Below are 25226 nucleotides of genomic sequence, written 5' to 3'. Positions count from 1 at the left end.
CCAGGGCTTTTTCATGTCCGCAGACTTAACGCCGGCGAAACAGCGGCAACGGCTCATCGGTTGCAGCCTGGTACGTCACCGAGAAGTCCTTGAGGCTTTCCAATGCTTCGTACGGGTCTTTGTCTGCGCGCAGCGCGAAGGCATCGAACCCGCAACGGCGCAGGTAGAACAACTGGTCGCGCAGCACATCGCCGATCGCCCGCAGCTCACCTTTGTAACCATAACGGTCACGCAGCAAGCGTGCGTTGGAGTAGTTGCGACCGTCGGTGAAGGCCGGGAAATTCAGGGCGATGACCTGGAAGTGTTCCACGTCAGGACCGATCTCTTCGGCTTCTTCATCGGCGTCCAGCCACACACCCAGGCCGCCGTCGCGGGCCTTGAGCGCGTGGCCATGCTCGCGCCACAGGGCCAGCGGCACGATCAGGTCGTCGCAGTTGGAAATGCCGTCGAAGCTCGCGTCCTTGGGCAGCAGGTGCCAGGTTTCGTCGAGGACTTCGTTGTTCTTAATGATTCGCTGCATAGACGCGCTCCTTGAACAGGTCAATGCCGATGCGCTGGTAGGTGTCGATGAAACGCTCATCTTCGGTGCGCTGTTCGATGTACACATCGATCAGTTTGCCGATCACCTCGGGCATGGCTTCCTGGGCGAAGGACGGGCCGAGGATCTTGCCCAGGCTCGCATCGCGGCTGGCGCTGCCACCCAGGGACACTTGGTAGAATTCTTCGCCTTTCTTGTCCACGCCCAGGATGCCGATGTGGCCGACGTGGTGGTGACCACAGGCGTTCATGCAACCGGAAATGTTCAGGTCCAGCTCGCCGATGTCGAACAGGTAGTCCAGGTCGTCGAAACGGCGCTGGATCGATTCGGCAATCGGGATCGACTTGGCGTTGGCCAGGGAGCAGAAATCACCGCCTGGGCAGCAGATGATGTCGGTCAGCAGGCCAATGTTCGGCGTGGCGAAACCGCCTTCGCGCAGTTCGCCCCACAGGGTGAACAGTTGGCTTTGCTCCACATCCGCGAGAATGATGTTCTGCTCGTGGGAGGTGCGCAGTTGACCGAAGCTGTAACGGTCGGCCAGGTCGGCAACGGCGTCCAGCTGCTTGTCGGTGATATCACCTGGGGCAACACCGGTAGGCTTGAGCGACAGGGTTACGGCCACATAGCCCGGCTTTTTGTGCGCCAGGGTGTTGCGCGTACGCCAGCGGGCGAAGCCCGGGTGCTGCTGGTCGAGTGCGGCGAGTTCGGTGTCCTGATTGCTCAGGGCCTTGTACTCGGGGTCGACGAAGTGCTTGGCGACGCGGTGCACTTCGGCTTCGGTCAGGGTGGTCTGGCCGCCGCGCAGGTGTTCCATCTCGGCATCGACTTTCTGGGCGAATACCTCAGGGGTCAGCGCCTTGACCAGGATCTTGATCCGGGCCTTGTACTTGTTGTCACGACGGCCATAGCGGTTGTAGACACGCAGGATGGCGTCGAGGTAGCTCAACAAGTCTTGCCACGGCAGGAACTCGTTGATAAACGCGCCAACTACCGGGGTACGGCCCAGGCCGCCACCCACCAGCACACGGAAGCCCAGCTCGCCAGCGGCGTTGTAGACCGGCTCCAGGCCGATGTCGTGGACTTCGATGGCCGCGCGGTCCGAGGTCGAGCCGTTGACGGCGATCTTGAACTTGCGCGGCAGGTAGGCGAACTCTGGGTGGAAGGTAGTCCATTGACGGACGATTTCGCACCATGGGCGTGGGTCAATCAACTCATCGGCGGCAACACCGGCGAATTGGTCGGTGGTCACGTTGCGCAGGCAGTTACCGCTGGTCTGAATGGCGTGCATCTGCACGGTGGCCAGCTCGGCGAGGATGTCCGGCACATCTTCCAGCGCCGGCCAGTTGAACTGTACGTTCTGGCGGGTACTGATGTGGGCATAGCCTTTGTCGAAGTCGCGGGCAATCTTGGCCATCATGCGCATCTGGCGCGAAGTCAGTTGGCCATAGGGCACGGCCACCCGCAGCATCGGCGCAAAGCGCTGAACATAAAGGCCATTTTGCAGGCGCAGAGGGCGGAACTCTTCTTCGCTCAGTTCACCTGCTAAGTAGCGTCGGGTCTGATCACGGAACTGCTTGACGCGGTCCTCGATGATGCGCTGATCGTATTCGTCGTATACGTACATATAGGTCCTGTTCTCGGCAAATCTGCGCGCACGGCCGCGCACTCCCAACGGAGCCGGCGCACGATACCAGTTTGCGTTTATGCGCAAAAGTGATGTTTGAGTATATGCAAATAACCAAAATGACTAATGAGAACAGTTATCGCGATATCCACATTTGTCATGCGGGCAATCATCAACTTTACTGTGAGCGAGTCTTAGTGCAATCACCTATAAAACCGACAAGAGGCGATGCGATGAGCAATCCGACAAAAGCCCGTAAACCCGACAGTACCGTGGATGCGTGGGCCATTCTGTTCTTGATTATTCTGGTGGTGGGAACTGCCGTGTTTTGGGTAAGCCACCAATAAAGGTGGTTGATCGAACCTCGATTGGTTTGGGCATTGCTACTATCATGGCGGCCTATTTTCGAGGCTCAGGCATCTATGTTGAAGGTGTTGATTACGTGTGTCTGGTTGCTGGGATCGACGTATGGAGTGATGGCTCATGCAACGTCGGTGGTCTTTCTCAATCCGGGCGTGTCGACGGAAACCTTCTGGGTCAGCTACACGCAATTCATGCAGGCCGCCGCCAAGGACCTCGGCCTGGAATTGCGTGTGCGTTATGGCGAGCGTAATCCCGACAATACGCTGCTTCAGGCGCGTGAGGTGCTGCAAGGTAACCAGCGACCTGATTACCTGGTGCTGGTGAATGAGCAATACGTTGCACCGCAGATCCTGCGCATGGCCGAGGGCAGTGGCGTCAAGCTGCTGTTGGTGAACAGCGCGCTGACCCCCGACCAAATGCATTTGCTGGGAACCCGCAGTGGCATCCGTTTGATCGGCAGCCTGGTCGCTGACGATGAAGAGGCTGGCTACCTGATGCTCCGCGACTTGCTGCGCCAGCACGGACCGGTTGCGCCCGGTCAATCCCTCGACCTGTTGGCCTTTTCCGGCGTCAAGACCACGCCGGGCGCGCAATTGCGTGAGCGGGGCATGCGTCGGGCGCTGGCCGAACATCCCGAGGTGCGCCTGCGTCAGTTGGTCTACGGTGAATGGAGCCGCGAGCGCGCCTTCGAGCAAGCGACGCAACTGTTCAAGCGCTACCCGCATACGGCGCTGGTGTGGTCGGCCAACGATCAGATGGCGCTGGGCGCCATGCAGGCGCTGCAGGCCAGCGGGCGATTACCGGGTAAGGACGTGCTGTTCAGCGCGGTCAACAGCTCGCCGGAGATTTTGCAGGCTCGACTGGACGGACGCTTGTCGTCCCTGGTCGCCGGGCATTTCACTGTCGGCGGCTGGGCCATGGTGTTGGTTCATGATGATGCCAAGGGCCTGGACATTGGCGCATACGGCGGGCGCGACCGGCAGTTGACGTTGTTCCAATTGATCGATGCCGGCCAGGCGCTGCGTTTGTTGGGGCCGACACCGTCGGTGAATTTTCGCGTGCTGTCGGCCCAGGGCAAGCCCGAGTCCTATCGCTACCCATTCAGCCTACGTCTGTTGCTGCGCTAGACGCCGGCCAGGTGCAGCACCAGCTTGACGATTCCAAACAAGGTCAAGGCAAACACCGCCGTAAACAGGATGCCCAGGATCACAAAGTGGCTGGGCTTGCCATGGGTGAAGTCGCGGGCCCGATTCTTGCCGCTCTGCACGCCAAACGCAGCGGCCACCACACTGTGGAGCATCTGCCAGAAGGTAGGGGGCTTGTAGTTGGCTGGATCGTCCATACGTCCCTCGACACAAGGTGTGTGAGGGATAGCATAGACGATTGCCCGAGGCGGGTTCGGGGAGGCGACGCGCAGTGTCACGGGCTGCATGCCCGCGTTGAGTGTGGGCATGTTCCTCCGTCAGGGCTTAGTTGTCGTAACCCAGGTTCGGCGCCAGCCAGCGCTCGGTCACGGCCAGGTCCTGGCCCTTGCGGGCGGTGTAACTGGCGACCTGATCCTTGTCGACCTTGCCCACGGCAAAGTACTGCGCTTGCGGGTGGGCGAAGTACCAGCCGCTGACCGCCGCCGCCGGGAACATCGCGTAGTGTTCGGTAAGGAATACACCGCTGCGCCCGGCGTGCATTTCGCGGGCCTCGGGGTCGAGCAGTTGGAACAACTGGGCTTTCTCGGTGTGATCCGGGCACGCCGGGTAGCCGGGAGCAGGGCGGATACCGCTGTATTGCTCTTTGATCAGCGCCTCGTTGTCCAGTTGCTCGTCCTTGGCGTAGCCCCAGTGCTCTTTACGCACTTGCTGGTGCAGCCACTCGGCGCAGGCTTCGGCCAGACGGTCGGCCAGGGCCTTGACCATGATCGAGTTGTAATCGTCGCCGGCATCCTGGTAGGCCTTGGCCACTTCTTCGGCGCCGATGCCGGCGGTGGTGATAAAGCCACCGATGTAGTCGGTCACGCCGCTGTCCTTAGGCGCGACGAAGTCGGCCAGGGAGAAGTTCGGCTTGCCGTCGGTCTTGATGATCTGTTGGCGCAGGTGGTGCAGTTTGGCAATTGGCTGGCCGTCGTCGCCGTACACTTCAAGGTCATCGTCCTGCACCTGGTTGGTCGGCCAGAAACCAAACACCGCACGGGCGCTGATCAGCTTTTCATCAATCAGCTTCTTGAGCATTTCCTGGGCATCCGCGTACAGCGCGGTGGCGGCTTCGCCCACCACTTCATCGGTGAGGATGCGTGGGAATTTGCCGGCCAGGTCCCAGGAGATAAAGAACGGAGTCCAGTCGATGTACTCGGCCAGGACGTTGAGGTCGATATTGTCCAGCACCTTGGCACCGGTAAACGTCGGCACCACCGGTGTGTAGTTGCTCCAGTCGAACTGCGGCTTCTTGGCGATGGCCGCCGGGTAGCTCAGGCGTTCGGTGCGCGCACTGCGGTTGGAGGTGCGCTCACGCACATCGATGTATTCCAGGCGGGTCTTCTCGACGAAGCCGGCTTTCAACTCCTTGGACAGCAACTGCGTGGCCACGCCCACCGCGCGTGAGGCGTCGGTGACGTAGATCACCGCGTCGTTGCTGTACTTAGGCTCGATCTTCACCGCCGTGTGCGCCTTGGAGGTGGTCGCGCCGCCGATCATCAGGGGCAGGTGGAAGTCCTGACGCTGCATCTCGCGGGCCACATGCACCATCTCGTCCAGGGACGGCGTGATCAGGCCGGACAGCCCGATAATGTCGCACTTCTGCTCCTTGGCCACCTGCAGGATCTTCTCCGCCGGCACCATCACACCCAGGTCGACGATGTCATAACCGTTGCAACCGAGCACTACGCCGACGATGTTTTTGCCGATGTCATGCACGTCGCCCTTCACCGTGGCCATCAGGATCTTGCCCTTGGCTTCCGGCTTGTCACCTTTTTCCAGCTCAATGAACGGGATCAAGTGAGCCACGGCCTGCTTCATCACACGGGCGGATTTCACCACCTGGGGCAGGAACATTTTGCCCGCGCCGAACAGGTCGCCGACGATGTTCATGCCGGACATCAGCGGGCCTTCGATCACTTCGATCGGGCGCGCGAACGACTGCCGGGATTCCTCGGTGTCTTCAACAATGTGGGTGGTGATGCCCTTGACCAGCGCGTGTTCCAGGCGCTTGTTCACCGGCCAACCGCGCCATTCCTCGGTCTCAGCCTCTTTTACGCTGCCGTCGCCCTTGTATTTGTCGGCGATGGCGAGGAGTGCGTCGGTGCCTTCCGGGGTGCGGTTGAGGACTACATCTTCAACGGCTTCGCGCAGCTCGGCCGGGATCTGGTCGTAGATCTCCAACTGGCCGGCGTTGACGATACCCATGGTCAGGCCGTTGCGGATCGCATACAGCAGGAACACCGAGTGGATCGCTTCGCGCACCGGGTTGTTGCCACGGAACGAGAACGACACGTTGGACACGCCGCCGGAGGTCAGCGCATACGGCAGCTCGTCGCGGATGTAGGCACAGGCGTTGATGAAATCGACGGCATAGTTGTTGTGCTCTTCGATACCGGTGGCGACCGCAAAAATGTTCGGGTCGAAGATGATGTCTTCCGGCGGGAAACCGACTTCATTCACCAGGATGTCGTAGGAGCGTTTGCAGATTTCTTTCTTGCGCGCTTCGGTGTCGGCCTGGCCGGCTTCGTCGAACGCCATCACCACCACGGCGGCGCCGTAGCGCTTGCACAGCTTGGCGTGATGAATGAACTGCTCGACGCCTTCCTTCATGCTGATGGAGTTGACGATGCCCTTGCCCTGGATGCACTTGAGGCCGGCTTCGATCACTTCCCACTTGGAGGAGTCGATCATGATCGGTACGCGGGAGATGTCAGGCTCGCCGGCGATCAGGTTGAGGAAGGTCACCATGGCCTTCTTCGAATCCAGCATGCCTTCGTCCATATTGATGTCGATCACCTGGGCGCCGGCTTCCACCTGCTGCAGGGCGACTTCCAGGGCTTCGGTGTAGTTGTCTTCGCGGATCAAGCGGGCAAAGCGTGCGGAGCCGGTGATGTTGGTGCGTTCGCCGACGTTGACGAACAGCGAGCTGCGATCAATGGTGAACGGCTCCAGGCCCGACAAGCGGCAGGCCTTGGGAATATCCGGGATCGGGCGCGGCGCATAACCGGCCACGGCTTTGGCGATGGCTTCAATATGACCAGGCGTAGTGCCGCAGCAGCCGCCGACGATATTGAGGAAGCCGCTCTGGGCAAACTCTTCGATGACTTTGGCGGTTTCCGAAGGCAGTTCGTCGTACTCGCCGAATTCGTTTGGCAGGCCGGCGTTCGGGTGCGCCGACACATGGGTGTTGGCCTTGTTGGACAACTCTTCCAGGTACGGGCGCAGCTCGCTGGCACCCAGGGCGCAGTTCAGGCCCACGGAAATCGGCTTGGCGTGGGCGACCGAGTTCCAGAATGCTTCGGTGGTCTGGCCCGAGAGGGTACGGCCGGAGGCGTCGGTGATGGTGCCCGAGATCATGATCGGCAATTCGATACCGAGCTCTTCGAACACTCCCTGCACGGCGAAGATCGCGGCCTTGGCGTTGAGGGTGTCAAAGATAGTTTCGATCAGGATCAGGTCCGCACCGCCTTCGATCAGGCCTTTGGTGGCCTCGGTGTAGTTTTCCACCAGTTCATCGAAGGTCACGTTGCGGTAGCCGGGGTTGTTCACGTCGGGCGACAGCGAGCAGGTACGGCTGGTCGGGCCCAGGACGCCGGCAACGAAGCGTGGCTTGTCCGGGTTCTCGGCGGTCTTGGCGTCCGCGATCTTGCGCGCCAGGCGTGCGCCTTCGACGTTCAGTTCATAGGCCAGCTCTTCCATGCCGTAATCGGCCATGGAAATGCGCGTGGCGTTGAAGGTGTTGGTTTCGAGGATGTCGGCGCCGGCATCCAGGTAGGCCTTCTCGATGCCGCCGATCACGTCCGGGCGGGTAATCACCAACAGGTCGTTGTTACCCTTGACGTCGCTCGGCCAGTCGGCAAAGCGTTTGCCACGGTAGTCGTGCTCTTCCAGTTTATAGCTCTGGATCATCGTGCCCATGCCGCCGTCGAGGATCAGGATGCGTTCCTTGAGGGCGTGGTGGAGGGCTTGCAGACGAGCGCTACGATCGGACATGGGACTACTCTGGTCAGGCATTACGGAGGGCGTGGATCATAGCAAACCTGTGCGGATTTGCGGCATGTCCGGCTTTTGCATGAATATCGCTCACGTTGTGAGGTGCGATGGCCCGGTAGAATCACCGGCAATTTTTCAGCGCACGCATTGAATCGGGACCGGATACATGTCACTTCGTCTTATCGTCAGCGCCGTCCTGGCATTGATTGCCAGTACTGCCCAGGCAGAAGGTCTCGCCCCGGCGATCTCCTACACCCGCGACATCCAACCGATTTTCACCGAGAAGTGCGTGGCCTGCCATGCCTGCTATGACTCCGCCTGCCAGCTCAACCTGGGCAGTGCCGAGGGCGCCGCCCGAGGCGCGAGCAAAGTGCCGGTGTACGACGGCGAGCGCAGCCAGGCTGCGCCGACTACGCGCTTGTTCTATGACGCATTCGGCAAGCAAGCCTGGCAGCAGAAGGGCTTCTATTCGGTGCTGGACGCCCAAGGCAGCCAGGCCGCGTTGATGGCACGCATGCTGGAACTGGGGCATAACGCGCCGCTGCAGCCCAACGCCAAGCTGCCGGACGACATTGTGCTGGGCCTGAACCGCGAAAACATGTGCGCCACCCCCGGCGAATTCAACGCCTACGCAGGCAGTCATCCTAAGGAAGGCATGCCACTGGCGGTCACCGGCCTGACCGACCAGCAATACCAGACGCTGCAGCGCTGGCTGGCGTCCGGCGCGCCGATCGATGAGCAGGGCCTGGCACCGAGTGCCAAGGAAGCCTTGCAGGTGCAGCAGTGGGAAAACCTGCTCAACCAGCCCGGCGCCCGAGAAAGCCTGGTGGCCCGCTGGTTGTTCGAGCACTTGTTCCTGGCCCACATCTATTTCGAGAACGGCGAGCCGGGGCATTTCTTCCAGTGGGTGCGCTCGCGCACACCGAGTGGGCAGCCCATCGACCTGATCAGCACCCGTCGCCCCAATGACGATCCGGGCACGCGGGTGTACTACCGTCTGTGGCCGGTGCAGGGCGTGATCGTGCACAAGACTCACATTACCTATCCGTTCAGCGCTGCCAAAATGGCGCGGATCAAAGCGCTGTTTTACACCGGCGATTGGCAGGTCAGCGCCTTGCCGGGTTACGGTCCTGGACGTCGCGCCAATCCGTTCGACACCTTCGAGGCAATCCCCGCCAAGGCGCGCTACCAGTTCATGCTGGATAACGCCGAGTACTTTGTACGCACCTTTATTCGTGGGCCGGTGTGCCGTGGGCAGATCGCCACGGATGTGATCCGCGACAACTTCTGGGCCCTGTTCCAGGACCCGGACCACGACCTGTACATCACCGATGCGCGTTATCGCGGGCAGGCCACGCCGTTGCTCGCCATGCCGGGGCAGAACGATGATGTAGGCAGCGTGTTGAGCCTATGGCTGGCCTATCGCGACAAGCGCAACCAGTACGAAGCACTGCGCCGGGACAGTTATGCCGATTTGCCGCCACCCAGTTGGTCGAGCCTGTGGGCGGGCAATGACAACGCCTTGCTGAGTATCTTCCGCCACTTTGACAGTGCGTCGGTCAACAAAGGCCTGATCGGCGAAGTGCCTCAGACGATGTGGCTGTTCGACTATCCGTTGCTGGAACGGACCTATTACCAGTTGGCGGTGAATTTCGATGTGTTTGGCAACGTCTCGCACCAGGCCCAGACTCGCCTTTACTTCGACTTGATCCGTAACGGTGCCGAGCAGAACTTCCTGCGCCTGATGCCGGCGGACTCTCGTGAAGACTTTATGGACGACTGGTACCAGAACAGCGGCAAGATCAAGCTGTGGCTGGATTACGAAGCCATTGATGACGATAAGCCTACAGGCTTGCACCTCAATGAACAGGATCCCAAGCGGGACTTTGCCAACCAGTTGATTGCCCGTTACGGCGATCTGAATGCGAGCCCGGACCCGATCAATCGCTGTTCTGGTGCTTATTGTTCGCGTGACGGTATTGAGCCTGCCTTGCAGGATGCTGAACAGGCGCTTAGCCGGCTGACCTTGCGTCCGGCGGCTGGTCTCAAGGTGATAGATCAGTTGCCTGAGGCGACGATGTTGCGTGTTGAGACTGCCAGTGGGACGCGTGTGGTTTACAGCCTGCTGCGTAATAGGGCTCACAGTAATGTGGCGTTTTTGCTGGGTGAGGCGTACCGCTATCAGCCGGGGCTGGATACGGTGACTGTTTACCCTGGGGTGCTCAGTAGTTATCCGAACTTCATGTTCAATATTCCGGCGCAGGAAGTGCCTGTTTTTGTGGCGCAGATGGAGCAGGTCAAGGATGCCGCGCAGTTTGAGAAGATTGTGGATCGTTGGGGGGTGAGGCGTAGTCATCCGCTGTTTTGGCAGTATTTCCACGACTTGTCGGAGTATGTTCGGGAGACTACGCCTGTTGAGGCGGGGGTCCTGGATATGAATCGGTATGAGAATTTGTGAGTGGTTGGGGGGGGGGGGGGGGCATATCCGTTATTTGGGTCACGGCGGCTATGGGTTCCGCTCTTACAGCGGGTCACTTTTTGAAGAGCGCAAAAAGTAACCAAAAACGCTTCGCCCCAACACTCGGCACCTCGCCTAGGCTCGGTGTGCCCGCACTCCGGCTTGAATCCGTGGGCCGCCGCGATGGGCCATCCATGGCCCAGCGCGGCTAACCCGGCGTCCTGCCGGGTTACCCACGGATTCAAGCCTGCGTTCGGCCAGCGTGTTTGATGGGGCGCCCAAGATCACAATCAAAAGCGCAGATCAAAAGACCGCTGACTTCGTCAGCGATAAGGATGTAAGGGCCAGATCAAAAGCAGGGCAAAAGCAGGGCAAAAGCAGGGCAAAAGCAGGGCAAAAGCAGGCTGATACCTATCTGATACATGGAGATCAAAATGTGGGAGGGGGCTTGCTCCCGATGGCGGTGTGTCAGCGAAAAGATCTGTAACTGACCCACTGCCATCGGGAGCAAGCCCCCTCCCACATTTTTACCCGAGTACACCAGACAAAAATCCAGTTGGCTCTAAAGCCGTCGCGCTCTAGCTTTTGATCTGAAAGCGCCCCCCAAAATCAATCTCGGATTACGGCCATGCCGCGCCTAGGCGAGGCACCGAGTGGTGGGGCAAGAGCCTTTTGGTTACTTTTGGCTGGGCCGGCATTCTGGCTCTTTTCAAAAGTGACCCGCCGTCAGGGCGGAACAATTGTAGCCGCCACCTAAATAACGGATATACACCCCACATCCACACCACCACCCCGAAACCAAAGCCTAACCCGACAAAAACACTAGGACTTTGTACCTCCGTAATAATTTGGCGTAAACTCCGGGCAAGCCTGTGAGGAGTTTCCATGACTGCCATAACCATTACCGACGCCGCCCACGATTACCTGGCTGACCTGCTGTCCAAGCAGAACACCCCAGGCATCGGCATCCGCGTCTTTATCACCCAGCCCGGCACCCAGTACGCCGAGACCTGTATTGCTTACTGCAAACCCGGTGAAGAGAAACCTGAAGACACCGCCCTGGGGCTCAAAAGCTTCACCGCGTACATCGACCACTTCAGCGAAGCCTTCCTGGACGACGCGGTGGTGGACTATGCCACCGACCGTATGGGCGGCCAGTTGACCATCAAGGCGCCAAACGCCAAGGTGCCGAGCGTCAACGCCGACAGCCCGGTCAACGAGCGCATCAACTACTACCTGCAAACCGAGATCAACCCAGGGCTGGCCAGCCACGGCGGCCAGGTCAGCCTAATCGACGTGGTCGATGACGGTATCGCCGTACTGAAGTTCGGCGGCGGCTGCCAGGGCTGCGGCCAGGCGGACGTGACCCTGCGTGAAGGCATCGAGCGCACCCTGCTGGAGCGCGTTCCGGAGCTCAAGGGCGTCCGCGACGTGACGGACCACACGCAGAAAGAAAACGCCTACTACTAAGTAAGGCGTTCACTGCGAACAAAAAAACGGCGCCCCGTGAGCGCCGTTTTTTTTGCTTTAAATTCAGAATCTTACGCAATAAACCTAACAACTAAGATTAACTGTGGGAGGGGGCTTGCTCCCGATAGCGGTAGCTCAGTTGCCCCATTGGAAGCTGACCGACCGCTAACAGGAGCAACACCTTCCCATATTTATCTGTATTTATTGATATTTATCAGTAGCTTATAGTGTTTTTGTGAAGTGAAAAATCAAGGTCGATAAAGGTGCGCATGCCCCGCCCGATACAGCGACGACTCACTGAAACTGTCACTCGCCAGCACCCGGCCCACCACGATCAACGCCGTACGCCGAAAACCTTTGGACGCGACTTTCTCGGCGATATCACTAAGGGTGCCCACTACCCAATCCTGATCCGGCCAAGTCGCGCGATGCACCACGGCGATCGGGCAATCCGCGCCATAGTGCGGCAGCAGTTCGGCGACGATTTTCTCCAGATGGTTCACCCCCAGATGAATCGCCATGGTCGTACCGTGCTGCGCCAGGCTGTCGAAACCCTCACCGGCGGGCATGCTGGTTTTATCGGCATAACGGGTCAGGATCACGCTTTGGGCGATGTCTGGCAGGGTCAGTTCCGTCTCCAGTAACGCTGCGCAGGCCGCTACGGCGGTGACGCCAGGAATGATCTGGAATGGAATGCCCAATTCCCGCAAAAGGCGGATCTGCTCGCCGATCGCTCCGTAAAGGCTCGGATCCCCGGAGTGCACGCGCGCCACGTCCTGGCCTTTGGCGTGTGCGGTCTTGATCAAGTCGATGATCTGTTCAAGGTGCAGTTCGGCGCTGTTGACCACGTGTTCTGCCTGATGACCCTCCAATACCGCCGCAGGCACCAGCGAACCGGCATAAATGATCACCGGGCAACTACGGATCAGCCGCTGGCCTTTGACGGTAATCAATTCCGGGTCGCCGGGGCCGGCGCCGATGAAGTAGACGGTCATGGAGAATTCCTGTCAAAAAACGGGCGAGCATGAAGATTGCTCATGATCGGGGAGGGCGATTATCGGGGTTTTAACCGGCGCAGGCCAACGCAAAGGTGGCTTGGGCGGTTTTTTTGCGGGTGATGAGCAACTGGGCAGGCGCGCCGCCGAGCTGTTCAACAAGGGCCAGGGCGGCACTTTCGGCGATGCCGTAACACCCCGTATGGGCGAACGCGACGTCGGACTTGTGGCTTAGCCGGTGTTCATAAATCGCCAGTTGCTCGGCGTTGAAGCACTCCAGCGGCAGGTTCAAGTGCCGTGCCAGAGCCAGTAAGCCTGGCTCGTCGTGTTTGCGGTCCATACTGGCCAGCGCGGTAATGAATTGGCGATCAATCCCTGCCTCGGCGAGGGCGGTATCAAACAGCGCCAGCAGGGTGTGAACTTCACAACCCCGCTGGCAACCCAGGCCGACCACGTAGGTCATGCGGAGTATTGATCGTCGCGTTTGCGGCGGAACAGCCAGGCGCTGATCAGGCCCAGGGCCAGCCAGAACGCCACGTTGGTCAGTTGCGAAGCGATTTTGAACTGCGTTTCCAGGGCTTGCGGCGCGAGCATTGCGTGCACTTCCGGTTGCGGCGCGCCAATGACGTGCGGTACGGCGAGGATGGCAGCGCCCAGCACTTTCAGCAGCCAATTGCGCCCAAACACGATCAGCGCAATCCCGGCAGCGGTGGAGGCCGCAGTGCCGATCCACCACGTCTGGCGCAGTGCCAGATCAGCGGCGGCGGTGCCCGGCAACTCGGGTGGCAGGCCCATCGTCGGCGCCAGCACGAAGGTCGCGTAACCGGCCAGGCCCCACAGCAGGCCCTGCGCCGTGCGGGTGGGGGCGCGCAATGTGTAGAGGCCGGCCAGCATCAGCGCAAAACCAACCGCCACCACCAAGTTGCCACCAGTGGTCGACAGCACGCGCTGCCAGCCATCTTCAGGCTCCCAGGCTTCGGCATCGTGGGTGTGGGCAGCAGCGCCGGCAGCGTGCTCATGCACCACTTCGGTTGCCGCCGGGGCTTTTTCAAAGGTTTCCGCCTGAAGAATCAGCGGGGCGACCCAAAAGCTTTGCAGCAGGGTCAGCAGCAGCGCGGCCAACAGGCCGGTGAAACCTGCGGTTTGCGCAATACGCTTGATCATGTCGGCAGGTCTCAGTGGCACGGGAACGCGGCGCTGTGGCGGGTATCGTGGGCAGCGTTGTGCACCGCCTCGATATGCGAGAAACCGGCGAAATACACCAGACACGCGCCGAGGATCGACGCGCCGATGGCGGCGGTCAGGCGTTGGCTCAAGGTAGAGGTGCTGCTGGCGGAGTGCGAAGTGCTGCTGATGATCGACATGGCGCGTCCCTTTCAGGTGTCTGGATGAAACGAGCGCATGAAAACCCCGCGAGCCAGGCACGCAGAGTTCCGAACAGCGCCCGCCCACCGCGGGTTTGTTATCTGATTTTTCGGGCCGGTCTCCGGGCTTGCGAGGGACACTGGGTCTATAAAGCATCGCCTTCCCATGCCTTACAGGCACAGTGGATCTGACGCTTCACTCGCTTACCGTTGCGGGGGCAGCACCGGACTGGTCATGGTAGCCATGATTTACCGGTTTCCCGTTTCACCCTGTGAAGGGCACCCGAAACAAGGCATGTAGGAAAGCATGCAGAGCGACGGTAGTCAAATTCACCGAGCCCCTGTAGCCTTGCACCTTCGAGGTTCTTCGGCCCAGGCCGAAGCTAAGAAGGGAACGCGGTTCAATCCGCGGCTGCCCCCGCAACTGTGAAGGGTTCATCCGACTGCCACGCCACTGCCATCAACGGCGGGAAGGCGCAGCCGGCGCCGGTCTAACGACCCGCAAGCCCTAAGCCAGGAGACCTGCCTCGCAACCGATTTTCTAATTCAACCGGGCGGGGTGATCCGGTGACGAAATCCGCTTCTGCGCCGCGCCGCAGGGCCTATCGTCCCGTATGCCCGCCCCCAAGGGCATCCGATGAAAACACTGGCCAAACTCCCCGTCACCATCGTTACCGGCTTCCTCGGCTCGGGCAAAACCACCTTGCTGCGCCATATGCTCGACAACGCCCAGGGCCGTCGCATCGCCGTCATCGTCAATGAGTTCGGCGAGTTGGGCATTGATGGTGAAATCCTCAAGCAGTGCTCCATCGGTTGCACCGAAGAAGAAGCCAATGGCCGCGTGTACGAACTGGCCAACGGCTGCCTGTGCTGCACCGTGCAGGAAGAGTTCTTCCCGGTGATGCGCGAACTGGTCGCCCGTCGCGGCGACCTCGACCATATCCTCATCGAAACCTCGGGCCTGGCCTTGCCAAAACCGCTGGTGCAAGCCTTCCAGTGGCCGGAAATCCGCAGCGCCTGCACGGTTGACGCGGTGATCACCGTGGTCGACAGCCCGGCCGTGGCCGCCGGTACCTTTGCTGCGTTCCCCGATCAAGTGGACGCCCAGCGCAAACTCGACCCGAACCTGGACCATGAGTCGCCACTGCACGAGCTGTTCGCCGACCAACTGGCCAGCGCGGACCTGGTCATCCTTAACAAGGCCGATCTGATCAGCCCGGAAGACCTGGCCCGTGTGCGCCTGGAAGTCGCCGAAGAGCTGCCGCCAGCCGTCAAAATCATCGAGGCCAGCAGCGGTCGCGTGCCCCTGGACGTGTTGATTGGCCTGGGTGCCGGCTCCGAAGAGCATATCGACGGTCGTCATAGTCATCACGATCATCACCACGAAGGTGAAGACGATCACGACCACGATGCGTTTGATTCCATCTCCATCGACCTGCCCCAGGCCGACGAAGCGCTGCTGCTCGACGCATTGACTCAACTGGTCGTGCAACACGGCATCTTGCGTGTCAAAGGCTTCGCCGCGATCCCGAACAAGCCGATGCGCCTGTTGATCCAGGGCGTGGGCACCCGCTTTGACAAACACTTCGACCGCGCCTGGGGTGCTGACGAAGCACGCATCACGCGCCTGGTGCTGATCGGCCAGGACCTGGATGCGGTCGGCCTCGAAGCGCAACTGCGCGCCGCGCTCAGCGTTTAATCCATGCACCTGCTCAGGACTCAGCCCGGTGGTTTTGTCGCGGACGACAATATTGCCGACCTTGGACAAACCCCCGCCGAGCTGGTGATCCTGTGCAGCGGTGATTCCAGCCTGGCGCTGCTGGCCGAAGCGGCCCAGCAGTTGCCGGATGACTACCCGAGCCTGCGCCTGGCCAACCCGATGCAGGTGCAGAACCACGCTTCGGTCGACCTGTATGTCGATGAGGTGCTTCGCCACGCGAAGGTCATCCTGATTTCCCTGCACGGTGGCATCGGTTATTGGCGCTACGGCATCGAGCGCTTGGTGGAGTTGGCCGAGCGCGGTGTGCAGCTGATCCTGGTGCCGGGGGATGATCGCCCGGACCCGGAACTCAGCGGTCTCAGTACCGTCGGCGTCGAGGCGCGGGATCGCCTATGGCAGTTTCTGCGCCAGGGCGGGCTGGGCAACGCGCTGGACTTTTATCGCTGCCTGGCCAGCGGCTATATGGGCCGCGACTACCCGTGGGCCGAGCCGCAAGCCTTGCCGCGTACGGCGATTTATCATCCCGGCAAAGCCAATGCTCGCCTGAGCGACTGGCAGGCAGATTGGCACGCCGACCATCCCGTGGCGGCGGTGCTGTTCTATCGCTCCCATTTGCAGGCGGCCAATACCGGTTTTATCGATGTGTTCTGCCAGCGCTTGCAGGCGGCGGGCCTCAACCCGTTGCCGATGGCGGTGGCCAGTTTGAAAGAGCCCGGCTGCCTCGCGGTGGTCGAGGATTTGCTGGATGACGTGCAGGCATCGGTGATTCTGAATACCACCGGTTTTGCCCAATCCAGCCCCGAAGCCCCGCATTTGCGCCCATTTCGCCGCAACATTCCGGTGATCCAGGCGATTTGCGCCCAGGACAACCAGCCCGGCTGGGAGGCCAGTGAACAAGGCCTGGGCCCGCGCGACCTGGCGATGCACATTGCCTTGCCGGAGCTGGACGGCCGCATTATCAGCCGGCCGATCAGCTTCAAAGACCTGGCCTGGCGCAGCGAACGCAGCCAGTCGGACGTGGTGTGCTACCGCGCAGCGCCCGAGCGTATGGATTTTGTCGCCGAGCTGGCGCGCCGTTGGGTCGAACTGGCGCGTGTGCCGAATGCGGATAAACGCATCGCGCTGATCCTTGCCAACTACCCGACCCGCGATGGCCGCATCGGCAACGGCGTGGGCTTGGACACCCCGGCGGCGGCGCTGAATATCCTGCGTGCGTTGCAAGCTGAAGGTTACCCGGTGCCAGCGGCACTGCCGGAAAGCGGCACCGCCTTGATCCACGACTTGCTGGGTGGCGTCACCAACGATCTGGACAGCCTCGACTTGCGCCCGTGCCATCAAAGCCTGGGCCTGGATGAGTACGAGGCGATGTTCAAGCGCCTGCCTGAAGCCAACCAGCGCGCCGTGCTGGAGCGCTGGGGCACGCCCCATAACGATCCGATGTTCCGCGATGGCCGCCTGATGGTCGCCGGCCTACGCCTGGGCCTGACGTTCGTCGGCATCCAGCCGGCGCGGGGTTACCAGGTGGACGCCAGTGCGGTGTACCACGACCCGGACCTGGTGCCGCCCCACGGCTATCTGGCGTTCTATTTCTGGTTACGCCACACCTATGGCGCCCATGGCGTCATCCATGTGGGCAAGCACGGTAATCTGGAATGGCTGCCAGGCAAGGGCGTGGGCCTGTCGGAACACTGCTGGCCTGACGCAATACTGGGGCCGCTGCCGAATATCTACCCCTTTATCGTCAACGACCCGGGCGAGGGCGCCCAAGCCAAGCGGCGCACCCAGGCAGTGATCATCGATCACCTGATGCCGCCGCTGACCCGCGCCGAAACCTACGGGCCGCTGCGTGACCTGGAGCTGTTGGCGGACGAGTATTACGAGGCCCAACTGCTCGACCCACGCCGTGCCCGTGAGCTGCAAAAAGACATCCTTAAGCTGGTGCGCGAAACCCGTATCGACCAGGAGCTTGAACTGGATGGCGACGCCGATGCGGCGATTTGGCTGCCGCGCCTGGACACCTACCTGTGTGATTTGAAGGAATCCCAGATCCGCGACGGCCTGCATATCTTCGGTGAATCGCCGCAAGGCCGTTTGCGCATTGATACGTTGCTGGCCTTGCTGCGCATCCCCCGAGGCGATGGCCGTGGCCCGCAATCGAGCTTGCTGCGCGTGTTGGCCAAGGCCTTTGGGCTGGGCTTCGACCCGCTGGACTGCGCCCTGGCCGAACCGTGGACTGGGCGCCGCCCGGCGGTGTTGCAGAGCATCGATGCGCAGGTGTGGCGCACCGCCGGCGACACCCGCGAGCGTCTGGAGTTGTACGCGGCGCGGCTGATCGAGCAAGCGTTGGAAGGGCCCCTTGAACAGTTGGAAGAACCCGGCTGGGAAGACGTGAAAGCGGTTATCGAAAGCCTGCGCATCGTCGTGGCACCACGCCTGGATGCCTGCGGCCCGGCGGAAATGCGCGGTTTGCTGGATGCCCTCGACGGCCGTTTCGTGCCGGCAGGTCCGAGCGGCGCGCCGAGTCGTGGGCGCTTGGACGTACTGCCCACCGGGCGCAATTTCTTCACCGTTGATGTGCGCAACCTGCCCACCACCACGGCTTGGCGCATCGGCTTCCAGTCGGCCAGCTTGCTTCTTGAGCGGCATTTGCAGGACCACGGCGATCATTTGCGCCAGTTGGGCCTGTCGGTCTGGGGCACCGCGACCATGCGCACCGGCGGCGATGATATCGCCCAGGCCATGGCGCTGATGGGCGTGCGCCCGGTGTGGGCTACCGGCAGCCAGCGGGTAGACGACTTTGAAATCCTGCCGGTCAGCCTGCTGGACCGCCCGCGTGTGGATGTGACGCTGCGGGTGTCCGGGTTTTTCCGCGATGCCTTCGCCAACTTGATCCGCCTGTTTGACGCGGCGGTGCAGGCGGTGGCGGCGCTGGACGAACCGGACGACATGAACCCACTGGCCGCCAAGGTGCGCAGCGAACGCGCGGCGTTGCTGGCGTCTGGCCTGGATGAAGAGGCCGCGGCGAAACAGGCCGGCTGGCGCATTTTTGGCGCCAAACCCGGTGCCTATGGCGCGGGCGTGCAGGGCGCTATCGATGGCCGCCTGTGGCAAAGCCGCGAGGACTTGGCCGAGGTCTACTTGAACTGGGGCGGCTACGCCTATGGCGGCGCCGACGAAGGCACCGCCGCCCGCGAGCAGTTCGCCCAGCGCCTGAGCCAGGTGCAGGCCGTGCTGCAAAACCAGGACAACCGCGAGCACGACCTGCTCGACTCCAACGATTACTACCAATTCCAGGGCGGCATGCTCGCCGCCGTGGAAACCCTGAGCGGCGATAAGGCTGCCAGCTATCACGGTGATCACAGCCAGCCGGACTTGCCGAAGATCCGCACCTTGAAGGAAGAGCTGAACCGGGTGATCCGTGCCCGCGCTGCCAACCCCAAGTGGATCGATGGGGTGAAGCGTCATGGCTATAAAGGTGCGTTTGAGATGGCCGCGACCGTGGACAATCTGTTCGCCTTCGACGCCACCACCGCGCTGATCGACGATCATCAATACGCCTTGCTCGCTGACGCCTACCTGCTCGACCCCGACACCCGCGCGTTTGTGCAGCAGCACAACCCAGCGGCGTTGCGGGACATGACCGAGCGCATGCTGGAGGCGCAACAGCGTGGCCTTTGGCAAGAGCCGGGGGCGTACCGTGAAGCGTTGGAAAACCTGTTGCTGGATATAGAAGAAGGCAGTTAGAGCGCGAGATGGGCCGTTGTGGCGGGCGGTGCTGTTGTGGTGAGCGGGCTTGCCCCGCGTTGGGCTGCGAAGCGGCCCCAAAACATAGCCCCGGAGCTGCCTGGCAGACTGCGGCGCTTCTATTGGGGCTGCTTCGCAGCCCAGCGCGGGGCAAGCCCGCTCGCCACAAGAAGCGGGCTCGTGACAGGGTGATTACGTGTACAGCAGAATTTAAAGAGAGACCGGATGACCGATATTCCCCATTTCCCGCTGTCCGCCGTGGTCGGCGCCGACGACCTGAAACTGGCGCTGTGCCTGACTGCCATCGACCCGAAGATCGGCGGTGTGCTGATCGAAGGCCCGCGTGGCATGGCCAAGTCCACACTGGCCCGTGGCCTGGCGGACCTGCTTGCCAGCGGTCAATTCGTCACCTTGCCGTTGGGTGCGACCGAGGAGCGCCTGGTCGGTACCCTGGACCTCGACGCTGCGCTGGGCGAGGGCCGCGCGCAGTTTTCCCCCGGCGTATTGGCCAAGGCCGATGGCGGCGTGTTGTACGTCGATGAAGTCAACTTGCTGGCGGACTACTTAGTGGACCTGTTGCTGGACGTGGCGGCCAGCGGCACCAATCTGATCGAGCGTGACGGCATCTCCCATCGCCATAGCGCGCGTTTTGTGCTGATCGGCACGATGAACCCGGAAGAGGGTGAGTTGCGTCCGCAGTTACTCGACCGTTTCGGTTTTAACGTGGCCTTGAGTGGGCAGACCTTGCCAGCCGAGCGTGGCCAGATCATTCGCCGTCGCCTGGATTTCGACAGCGATCCTGTCGCGTTCTGCGCCCAGTGGGCCGAGCCCCAGGCGGCCTTGCGCGAGCGTTGCACCCAGGCTCGGGCGCGGCTCGACAGTATCGCGCTGGATGACCAGGCCCTGGCGCAGATTACCGAGCGTTGCTTTGCTGCGGGCGTCGACGGCTTGCGCGCGGACTTGGTCTGGCTGCGCGGCGCCAGGGCCCATGCGGCGTGGCGCGGCGCTGATGAAATTGCCGAGGAGGATATCGAAGCCGTGGCCGAGTTTGCCCTGCGCCACCGTCGCCAGGAACAGTCGCCGCCTGCCAGTCCGCCGCCTGAAGGCCAGTCGCCCAAGTCCAGCGAGGCTTCGCCGGGTCAAGGCCAATGGGGTGACATGCCCGCGCCGCCGCTGCCCACCGGCGCACGTCGCGAAGTACCCAGCTGGCCAAAAAAGCCCTAGGCATTCGCCCCCGACCTGACGCGGGGGCGGATGCCCGGCCCAAGGCAGGGCGACTGGACAGAGGCAGGCAGGGCAAGGCGCGCAGCGCGCAACAGGGTTCGATCAACTGGCCGGGCACCTTGCTTGGCGGCCGACCGCAATCCCGTGAGGATTTGCTGTTTCACCTGCGCAGCCGTTCGGCCCAGCAATTGTGGCTGGTGATTGTCGACGCATCGGCCTCTACTCGGCGCCATCACGCGTTGACCGATGCCAAGGGCTTGCTGGCCCAGCTATTTGATGACGCGTACCGACAACGGGCGCGCATGGCATTGCTGACCGCCAGTGGGCAGGCGCCCAAATGGCAGGTGCAGGGCTTGAAGGCGGCGAAAGGCTTGGCAGGCTGGCTGGATCAGCTCGGCGCGGGCGGTGGCACTCCATTGCTGGCCGCACTGACCGAGGCCGGGCAGTGGCTGACGGCGCGGCGTAGGCGTTATCCGGCTGAGCAGCAGCGTTTATTGGTGATCACCGATGGACGCCTCAAGGACATCGCCGCGTTGCCGTCGTTGGAGTGTTCAGGGTTGCTGGTGGATATCGAGCGCGGGCCAATCAGGCTGGGCCGGGCCGAGGCGCTGGCGGCCGGGTTGCAGTTGGATTATAGGCATATCGATAATTTGTAGTGGCGGTGTCGCCGCTATCGGGGGCACTCACAGACACCACACACTCCATCAGCCAGCCCCCGGCACATTCGGCCAAAGATCCGCCACCAGGAACAACCGCTCGGCTTCCTCCCAATCCTCGCCGCTCTGCACCATGCGCACGAGCAACTGCGCGGGCGCCATCGGATCGAGCTCCCTCAGCCAATGCTGCATCTGTTCTTCACTCCACACTTCATCCGCCGAGTAGTGCGCCGGCGCCAGCCACGCATGCCGGGGCAATGGTTGCCAGCGACCTGGCGCGCTGGCGCTGACAAAATCCTGCCAATCACGCTGATGCAACCAGCGCCCCCGTAAATGCTGCGGATGGGCGCCGTTGGGCGATTCGGCCAGTCCAGGCCAGGGGTAGAGCAAATACCCGCCGAGCCACAAATGCGCATCGAACTGCTGGATATCCAGCGCCGCCAGTGCTTCGCGGCTTTCCGGACGCGCCGAAATAGGCAATTGATGCTGGGCAAGATGCGCCAACTTGCGGTCCAGTCGGTCATGGCAGCCCGGCCCCAGCCACTGCGCCGGGTCCTCGCCATTACCCGCCTGCGGCCCGAGATAGAGCTTGATCGCCAGTTCCAGGTGATGCACGCCATCGCGGTCGCGCAGCAACATGTCCAACTCGCCCAGGGTATGCCCGGCGCGGCGGATCGGCAGGTTGGCGGCGAGCAACTCCACGCCCGGCGCATGCTGCACGGCGAATTGCCAAAGTCGCTCGTAGTACAGGCCCAGGCGGCGAGTGCGGGCCAGGCTTAACCAGTGCTGCAAGTCACGGCTGTCCTGGTCCAGTTGCCGCAGCCAGCGTTCCAGACGCTCGGGCGCCTGCACCCAGTCGCTGCCGGCCAGTGGATGGCGCTGCGGCCAGGGCGTCTGCGCGAGCATCGGCGGGGCGAGCACCACCCACGCCAGGTCGCGCACCTCAGGGTGACGCAATTGGCGGGGTAAGCTGTGCAGGTCGGGGAATACGGTCATGGTCCGAGCATAGCCTTTTAATGCGGGCGCAGGATGAGCAGAAGCCCTGAGAACCATTGTCATCAAGGCTTGGCGATGACAAAGGATTTTGTCTGAGGCGGCCTTTCGCCCATAATCGTTTCTTTTTTGCCACACCCCATATCCCGCAGGAGCCCCATGGAGCACTTTCGCAATATCGGCATTATCGGTCGCCTGGGCAGTACCCAGGTGCTGGACACCGTCCGCCGGCTGAAAAAATTCCTGCTGGATCGCCACCTGCACGTGATCCTCGAAGACACCATCGCCGAGATTCTTCCTGGCCACGGCCTGCAAACCTCGTCGCGCAAGATGCTCGGCGAAGTGTGCGACATGGTCATCGTAGTGGGCGGCGACGGCAGCCTGCTCGGTGCCGCGCGGGCGTTGGCGCGGCATAACGTGCCGGTGCTGGGGATCAACCGGGGCAGCCTGGGGTTTCTCACCGATATCCGCCCCGATGAACTGGAAGTCGAAGTGGCCAAGGTGCTCGACGGCCACTACCTGGTGGAAAACCGCTTCCTGTTGCAAGCCGAAGTGCGCCGTCACGGCGAAGCCATCGGCCAGGGCGATGCTCTCAACGATGTGGTGCTGCACCCCGGTAAATCCACGCGGATGATCGAGTTCGAGTTGTACATCGACGGCCAGTTCGTGTGCAGCCAGAAGGCTGACGGCCTGATCGTCGCCACGCCCACCGGTTCCACGGCCTACGCGCTGTCGGCCGGCGGGCCGATCATGCATCCCAAGCTGGATGCCATTGTGATCGTGCCGATGTATCCCCATATGTTGTCGAGCCGACCGATTGTGGTCGATGGCAACAGTGAGCTGAAAATCGTGGTGTCCAAAGACATGCAAATCTACCCGCAGGTTTCCTGTGACGGGCAGAACCACTTCACCTGCGCCCCCGGTGACACCATCACCGTGAGCAAAAAGGCGCAGAAGCTGCGGTTGATCCACCCGCTGGACCACAACTATTACGAAGTGTGCCGCACCAAGTTGGGCTGGGGCAGCCGCTTGGGGGGTGGAGGCGACTGATGCTCGATCCCGCGCGTAGCTACGACCTGATTGGTGACGTGCATGGTTGCGCTCATACCCTTGAGCACTTGCTCGACCAAATGGGTTACCACAAGCAGGGCGGCACCTGGCGCCATCCGTCGCGCATGGCGGTGTTCCTCGGCGATATCATCGACCGTGGCCCACGCATCCGCGAGGCGCTGCATATCGTCCACGACATGGCCGAGGCCGGCCAGGCGCTGTGCATCATGGGCAACCACGAGTTCAACGCTCTGGGCTGGACCACGCCGGCGCCACCGGGCAGTGGCAAGCAGTTCGTGCGTGAGCACAACCCACGGCATGCGCGGTTGATTCAAGAGACCCTGACCCAGTTCGAACACCACCCGGCCGACTGGCACGACTTCCTCGGCTGGTTCTACGACATGCCGCTGTTTGTCGATGCCGGGCGTTTCCGCGTGGTGCATGCGTGCTGGGACGACGGCTTTATCACGCCGCTGCGTGCGACCTTCCCGGATGGCTGCATCGACCAGCACTTCCTGCAGGCCGCTGCCGTCCCTGGCAGTTTTGCCTGCAACGCCTTTGACCGCCTGCTGCGCGGCACCGACATGCGCCTGCCCGATGGCCTGACGCTCACCGGTGGCGACGGTCTGACGCGTTCGTTCTTCCGCACCAAGTTCTGGGAAGACGACCCGAAGACTTACGGCGACATCGTGTTCCAGCCCGACGCACTGCCCGAGCCGGTGGCGCGCACGCCGCTGTCCTCCACTGAAAAAAATTCACTGCTGCGCTATGGCGTCGACGAGCCGTTGTTGTTCGTCGGCCACTACTGGCGCAGCGGCAAACCGGCGCCGATCCGCGACAACCTGGCTTGCCTGGACTACAGCGCAGTGCTGTACGGCAAGCTGGTGGCGTATCGCCTGGATCAGGAAACCCGCCTCGATCCACGTAAATTCGTATGGGTCGATGTTGAGCGGCCTGAGGTCATCACATGAGTACCGTGGCTGTACTGCGCCTGCCCCTGAGTGTCGATCTGGGCGGCTTCGTCAAACTGCTGCAACGCATGCAAGTGCCCCATCGCGTCAGCGAAGAGGCGGGCGAGCAGGTGTTGTGGGTGCCCGAGACCATCAGCGACGACGTGCGCGTGCTGTACCAGCGGTTTCCCGCCGGTGACCCCGACCAGCAACTGGATATCCCTGAACAGGCGCCGATGACGCGTCCGAGTTTTGCCCAGCAAGTGCGTCACAGCCCGGTTACGGCGTCTGTGCTGCTGGCGAGCATTATCGTCGGCGCACTGACCTTGCTGGGGGACAACCTGCAAGCCGTCGCCTGGCTGACGTTTTTGCCGTTCCGCATCCTGGGCGAGTACATCCAATTCACGCCGCTGGCCGACAGTTTGGCGTCGGGGCAGTGGTGGCGGTTGGTTACGCCGATGTTGATCCACTTCGGCATCCTGCACCTGGCCATGAACGGCATGTGGTACTGGGAACTGGGACGGCGTATCGAAGCACGCCAGGGCAGTGTCAACTTGCTCGGTTTGACCGTGCTGTTCAGCCTGGTCTCCAACTACGCTCAATACGCTTACGGTGGCCCCGGTTTGTTTGGCGGGTTGTCGGGCGTGCTGTATGGCCTGCTCGGGCATTGCTGGATCTTTCATTTACTCTCGCCGAATCCGGCTTATCGCCTGCCCCGTGGCGTGCTGGCGATGATGCTGATTTGGCTGGTGCTCTGCATGTCGGGGCTGGTCTCTATGATCGGCTTCGGCGAAATCGCCAACGCTGCCCACGTGGGCGGCTTGGTTATCGGTTGCCTCACCGGTTTGCTGGGTGGGCTGTACAGCCGCCGCAAATCGTCTATTTGATAAGGAAGAG

General features: G+C 61.8%; 19 protein-coding genes and 2 riboswitches. Of the genes, 10 read left to right on the top strand and 9 right to left on the bottom strand.

Translation table 11 applies throughout. The features are described 5' to 3' along the window. Nucleotides 1–25: 25 nt before the first annotated feature. A complete protein-coding gene (locus tag CKW32_RS21425; protein WP_032885833.1) occupies nucleotides 26–520 on the bottom strand; it encodes a DUF934 domain-containing protein in 495 nt (164 codons plus the stop codon). Continuing rightward, nucleotides 504–2162 (bottom strand): nitrite/sulfite reductase, encoded by a 1659-nt coding sequence (locus CKW32_RS21420; RefSeq protein ID WP_095185928.1) that lies wholly within the window; start codon nucleotides 2160–2162, stop codon nucleotides 504–506. The genes CKW32_RS21425 and CKW32_RS21420 overlap by 17 nt, the downstream gene beginning before the upstream one ends. Before the next feature lie 422 nt (nucleotides 2163–2584). On the opposite strand from CKW32_RS21420, the gene CKW32_RS21415 reads away from it, so the two are divergent. Continuing rightward, nucleotides 2585–3652 carry an ABC transporter substrate-binding protein gene (locus CKW32_RS21415; RefSeq protein WP_095185927.1) on the top strand — a complete coding sequence of 356 codons (1068 nt, stop codon included), beginning with the start codon at nucleotides 2585–2587 and terminating at the stop codon, nucleotides 3650–3652. Here CKW32_RS21415 and CKW32_RS21410 read toward each other — a convergent pair. Then, nucleotides 3649–3867, bottom strand: a complete 219-nt coding sequence (locus CKW32_RS21410; protein WP_032885836.1) for a DUF2970 domain-containing protein — start codon at nucleotides 3865–3867, stop codon at nucleotides 3649–3651. The genes CKW32_RS21415 and CKW32_RS21410 overlap by 4 nt on opposite strands. A 127-nt stretch (nucleotides 3868–3994) precedes the next feature. Then, complete coding sequence (gene metH / locus CKW32_RS21405) at nucleotides 3995–7705, bottom strand: methionine synthase (protein ID WP_095185926.1); 3711 nt, start codon at nucleotides 7703–7705, stop codon at nucleotides 3995–3997. Nucleotides 7706–7871: 166 nt separating this feature from the next. Here metH and CKW32_RS21400 point away from each other — a divergent pair, with 166 nt between their 5' ends. Further along, nucleotides 7872–10163 (top strand): fatty acid cis/trans isomerase, encoded by a 2292-nt coding sequence (locus CKW32_RS21400; RefSeq protein WP_095185925.1) that lies wholly within the window; start codon nucleotides 7872–7874, stop codon nucleotides 10161–10163. Nucleotides 10164–11048: 885 nt separating this feature from the next. Next, nucleotides 11049–11633, top strand: a complete 585-nt coding sequence (gene nfuA, locus CKW32_RS21385) for a Fe-S biogenesis protein NfuA (protein WP_032887092.1) — start codon at nucleotides 11049–11051, stop codon at nucleotides 11631–11633. A gap of 248 nt (nucleotides 11634–11881) precedes the next feature. On the opposite strand, the gene cobM is transcribed toward nfuA, so the two are convergent. The 4 genes from cobM to CKW32_RS21365 form a co-directional block, all read right to left on the bottom strand. Then, entirely contained in the window at nucleotides 11882–12628 is a 747-nt protein-coding gene (gene cobM, locus CKW32_RS21380; RefSeq protein ID WP_095185923.1) for a precorrin-4 C(11)-methyltransferase, read from the bottom strand. 70 nt (nucleotides 12629–12698) lie between these two features. Continuing rightward, on the bottom strand, nucleotides 12699–13091 hold the full coding sequence (locus tag CKW32_RS21375) for a cobalamin biosynthesis protein (protein WP_095185922.1): 393 nt from the start codon (nucleotides 13089–13091) through the stop codon (nucleotides 12699–12701). Continuing rightward, a complete protein-coding gene (locus CKW32_RS21370; RefSeq protein WP_095185921.1) occupies nucleotides 13088–13792 on the bottom strand; it encodes a CbtA family protein in 705 nt (234 codons plus the stop codon). Before CKW32_RS21370 ends, CKW32_RS21375 begins: the two co-directional genes overlap by 4 nt. A gap of 11 nt (nucleotides 13793–13803) precedes the next feature. After that, nucleotides 13804–13992 (bottom strand): CbtB-domain containing protein, encoded by a 189-nt coding sequence (locus tag CKW32_RS21365; protein ID WP_012723860.1) that lies wholly within the window; start codon nucleotides 13990–13992, stop codon nucleotides 13804–13806. A 95-nt stretch (nucleotides 13993–14087) separates the two neighbouring features. Next, nucleotides 14088–14294: riboswitch (cobalamin riboswitch) on the bottom strand. Nucleotides 14295–14335: 41 nt separating this feature from the next. Then, nucleotides 14336–14537, top strand: a riboswitch (cobalamin riboswitch). Nucleotides 14538–14629: 92 nt separating this feature from the next. Here CKW32_RS21365 and cobW point away from each other — a divergent pair. From cobW to CKW32_RS21345, 4 genes are all read left to right on the top strand, one after another. After that, on the top strand, nucleotides 14630–15691 hold the full coding sequence (cobW, locus tag CKW32_RS21360) for a cobalamin biosynthesis protein CobW (RefSeq protein ID WP_095185920.1): 1062 nt from the start codon (nucleotides 14630–14632) through the stop codon (nucleotides 15689–15691). Between the two features lie 3 nt (nucleotides 15692–15694). After that, entirely contained in the window at nucleotides 15695–19456 is a 3762-nt protein-coding gene (gene cobN, locus CKW32_RS21355) for a cobaltochelatase subunit CobN (protein WP_095185919.1), read from the top strand. Nucleotides 19457–19681: 225 nt separating this feature from the next. Next, a complete protein-coding gene (locus CKW32_RS21350; protein ID WP_095185918.1) occupies nucleotides 19682–20680 on the top strand; it encodes an ATP-binding protein in 999 nt (332 codons plus the stop codon). Nucleotides 20681–20733: 53 nt separating this feature from the next. Then, nucleotides 20734–21336, top strand: a complete 603-nt coding sequence (locus CKW32_RS21345; RefSeq protein ID WP_095185917.1) for a VWA domain-containing protein — start codon at nucleotides 20734–20736, stop codon at nucleotides 21334–21336. 48 nt (nucleotides 21337–21384) lie between these two features. On the opposite strand, the gene CKW32_RS21340 is transcribed toward CKW32_RS21345, so the two are convergent. After that, nucleotides 21385–22332: a DUF1853 family protein gene (locus CKW32_RS21340; protein WP_095185916.1), complete on the bottom strand. Its 948-nt coding sequence runs from the start codon at nucleotides 22330–22332 to the stop codon at nucleotides 21385–21387. Between the two features lie 156 nt (nucleotides 22333–22488). Here CKW32_RS21340 and CKW32_RS21335 point away from each other — a divergent pair, with 156 nt between their 5' ends. The 3 genes from CKW32_RS21335 to CKW32_RS21325 are packed head-to-tail and all read left to right on the top strand — an operon-like array spanning nucleotide 22489 to nucleotide 25216. Next, nucleotides 22489–23379 carry an NAD(+) kinase gene (locus CKW32_RS21335; protein WP_032887076.1) on the top strand — a complete coding sequence of 297 codons (891 nt, stop codon included), beginning with the start codon at nucleotides 22489–22491 and terminating at the stop codon, nucleotides 23377–23379. Beyond that, entirely contained in the window at nucleotides 23376–24350 is a 975-nt protein-coding gene (locus tag CKW32_RS21330) for a metallophosphoesterase (protein WP_371854021.1), read from the top strand. The genes CKW32_RS21335 and CKW32_RS21330 overlap by 4 nt, the downstream gene beginning before the upstream one ends. Continuing rightward, nucleotides 24347–25216: a rhomboid family intramembrane serine protease gene (locus tag CKW32_RS21325; protein ID WP_032887072.1), complete on the top strand. Its 870-nt coding sequence runs from the start codon at nucleotides 24347–24349 to the stop codon at nucleotides 25214–25216. The genes CKW32_RS21330 and CKW32_RS21325 overlap by 4 nt, the downstream gene beginning before the upstream one ends. Nucleotides 25217–25226: the final 10 nt, after the last annotated feature.

This window comes from Pseudomonas sp. Irchel 3H9 (assembly GCF_900187495.1).
Classification (GTDB): Bacteria; Pseudomonadota; Gammaproteobacteria; order Pseudomonadales; family Pseudomonadaceae; genus Aquipseudomonas; species Aquipseudomonas sivasensis.
The sequence above is the reverse complement of the archived record's forward strand: the minus strand, read 5'-3'. Positions and strand labels throughout refer to the sequence as shown.

Coding starts and splice junctions, on each gene's coding strand:
- CKW32_RS21425 (WP_032885833.1), bottom strand. CDS start 520: ATGCAGCGAATCATTAAGAACAACGAAGTCCTCGACGAAACCTGGCAC.
- CKW32_RS21420 (WP_095185928.1), bottom strand. CDS start 2,162: ATGTACGTATACGACGAATACGATCAGCGCATCATCGAGGACCGCGTC.
- CKW32_RS21415 (WP_095185927.1), top strand. CDS start 2,585: ATGTTGAAGGTGTTGATTACGTGTGTCTGGTTGCTGGGATCGACGTAT.
- CKW32_RS21410 (WP_032885836.1), bottom strand. CDS start 3,867: ATGGACGATCCAGCCAACTACAAGCCCCCTACCTTCTGGCAGATGCTC.
- metH (WP_095185926.1), bottom strand. CDS start 7,705: ATGTCCGATCGTAGCGCTCGTCTGCAAGCCCTCCACCACGCCCTCAAG.
- CKW32_RS21400 (WP_095185925.1), top strand. CDS start 7,872: ATGTCACTTCGTCTTATCGTCAGCGCCGTCCTGGCATTGATTGCCAGT.
- nfuA (WP_032887092.1), top strand. CDS start 11,049: ATGACTGCCATAACCATTACCGACGCCGCCCACGATTACCTGGCTGAC.
- cobM (WP_095185923.1), bottom strand. CDS start 12,628: ATGACCGTCTACTTCATCGGCGCCGGCCCCGGCGACCCGGAATTGATT.
- CKW32_RS21375 (WP_095185922.1), bottom strand. CDS start 13,091: ATGACCTACGTGGTCGGCCTGGGTTGCCAGCGGGGTTGTGAAGTTCAC.
- CKW32_RS21370 (WP_095185921.1), bottom strand. CDS start 13,792: ATGATCAAGCGTATTGCGCAAACCGCAGGTTTCACCGGCCTGTTGGCC.
- CKW32_RS21365 (WP_012723860.1), bottom strand. CDS start 13,992: ATGTCGATCATCAGCAGCACTTCGCACTCCGCCAGCAGCACCTCTACC.
- cobW (WP_095185920.1), top strand. CDS start 14,630: ATGAAAACACTGGCCAAACTCCCCGTCACCATCGTTACCGGCTTCCTC.
- cobN (WP_095185919.1), top strand. CDS start 15,695: ATGCACCTGCTCAGGACTCAGCCCGGTGGTTTTGTCGCGGACGACAAT.
- CKW32_RS21350 (WP_095185918.1), top strand. CDS start 19,682: ATGACCGATATTCCCCATTTCCCGCTGTCCGCCGTGGTCGGCGCCGAC.
- CKW32_RS21340 (WP_095185916.1), bottom strand. CDS start 22,332: ATGACCGTATTCCCCGACCTGCACAGCTTACCCCGCCAATTGCGTCAC.
- CKW32_RS21335 (WP_032887076.1), top strand. CDS start 22,489: ATGGAGCACTTTCGCAATATCGGCATTATCGGTCGCCTGGGCAGTACC.
- CKW32_RS21325 (WP_032887072.1), top strand. CDS start 24,347: ATGAGTACCGTGGCTGTACTGCGCCTGCCCCTGAGTGTCGATCTGGGC.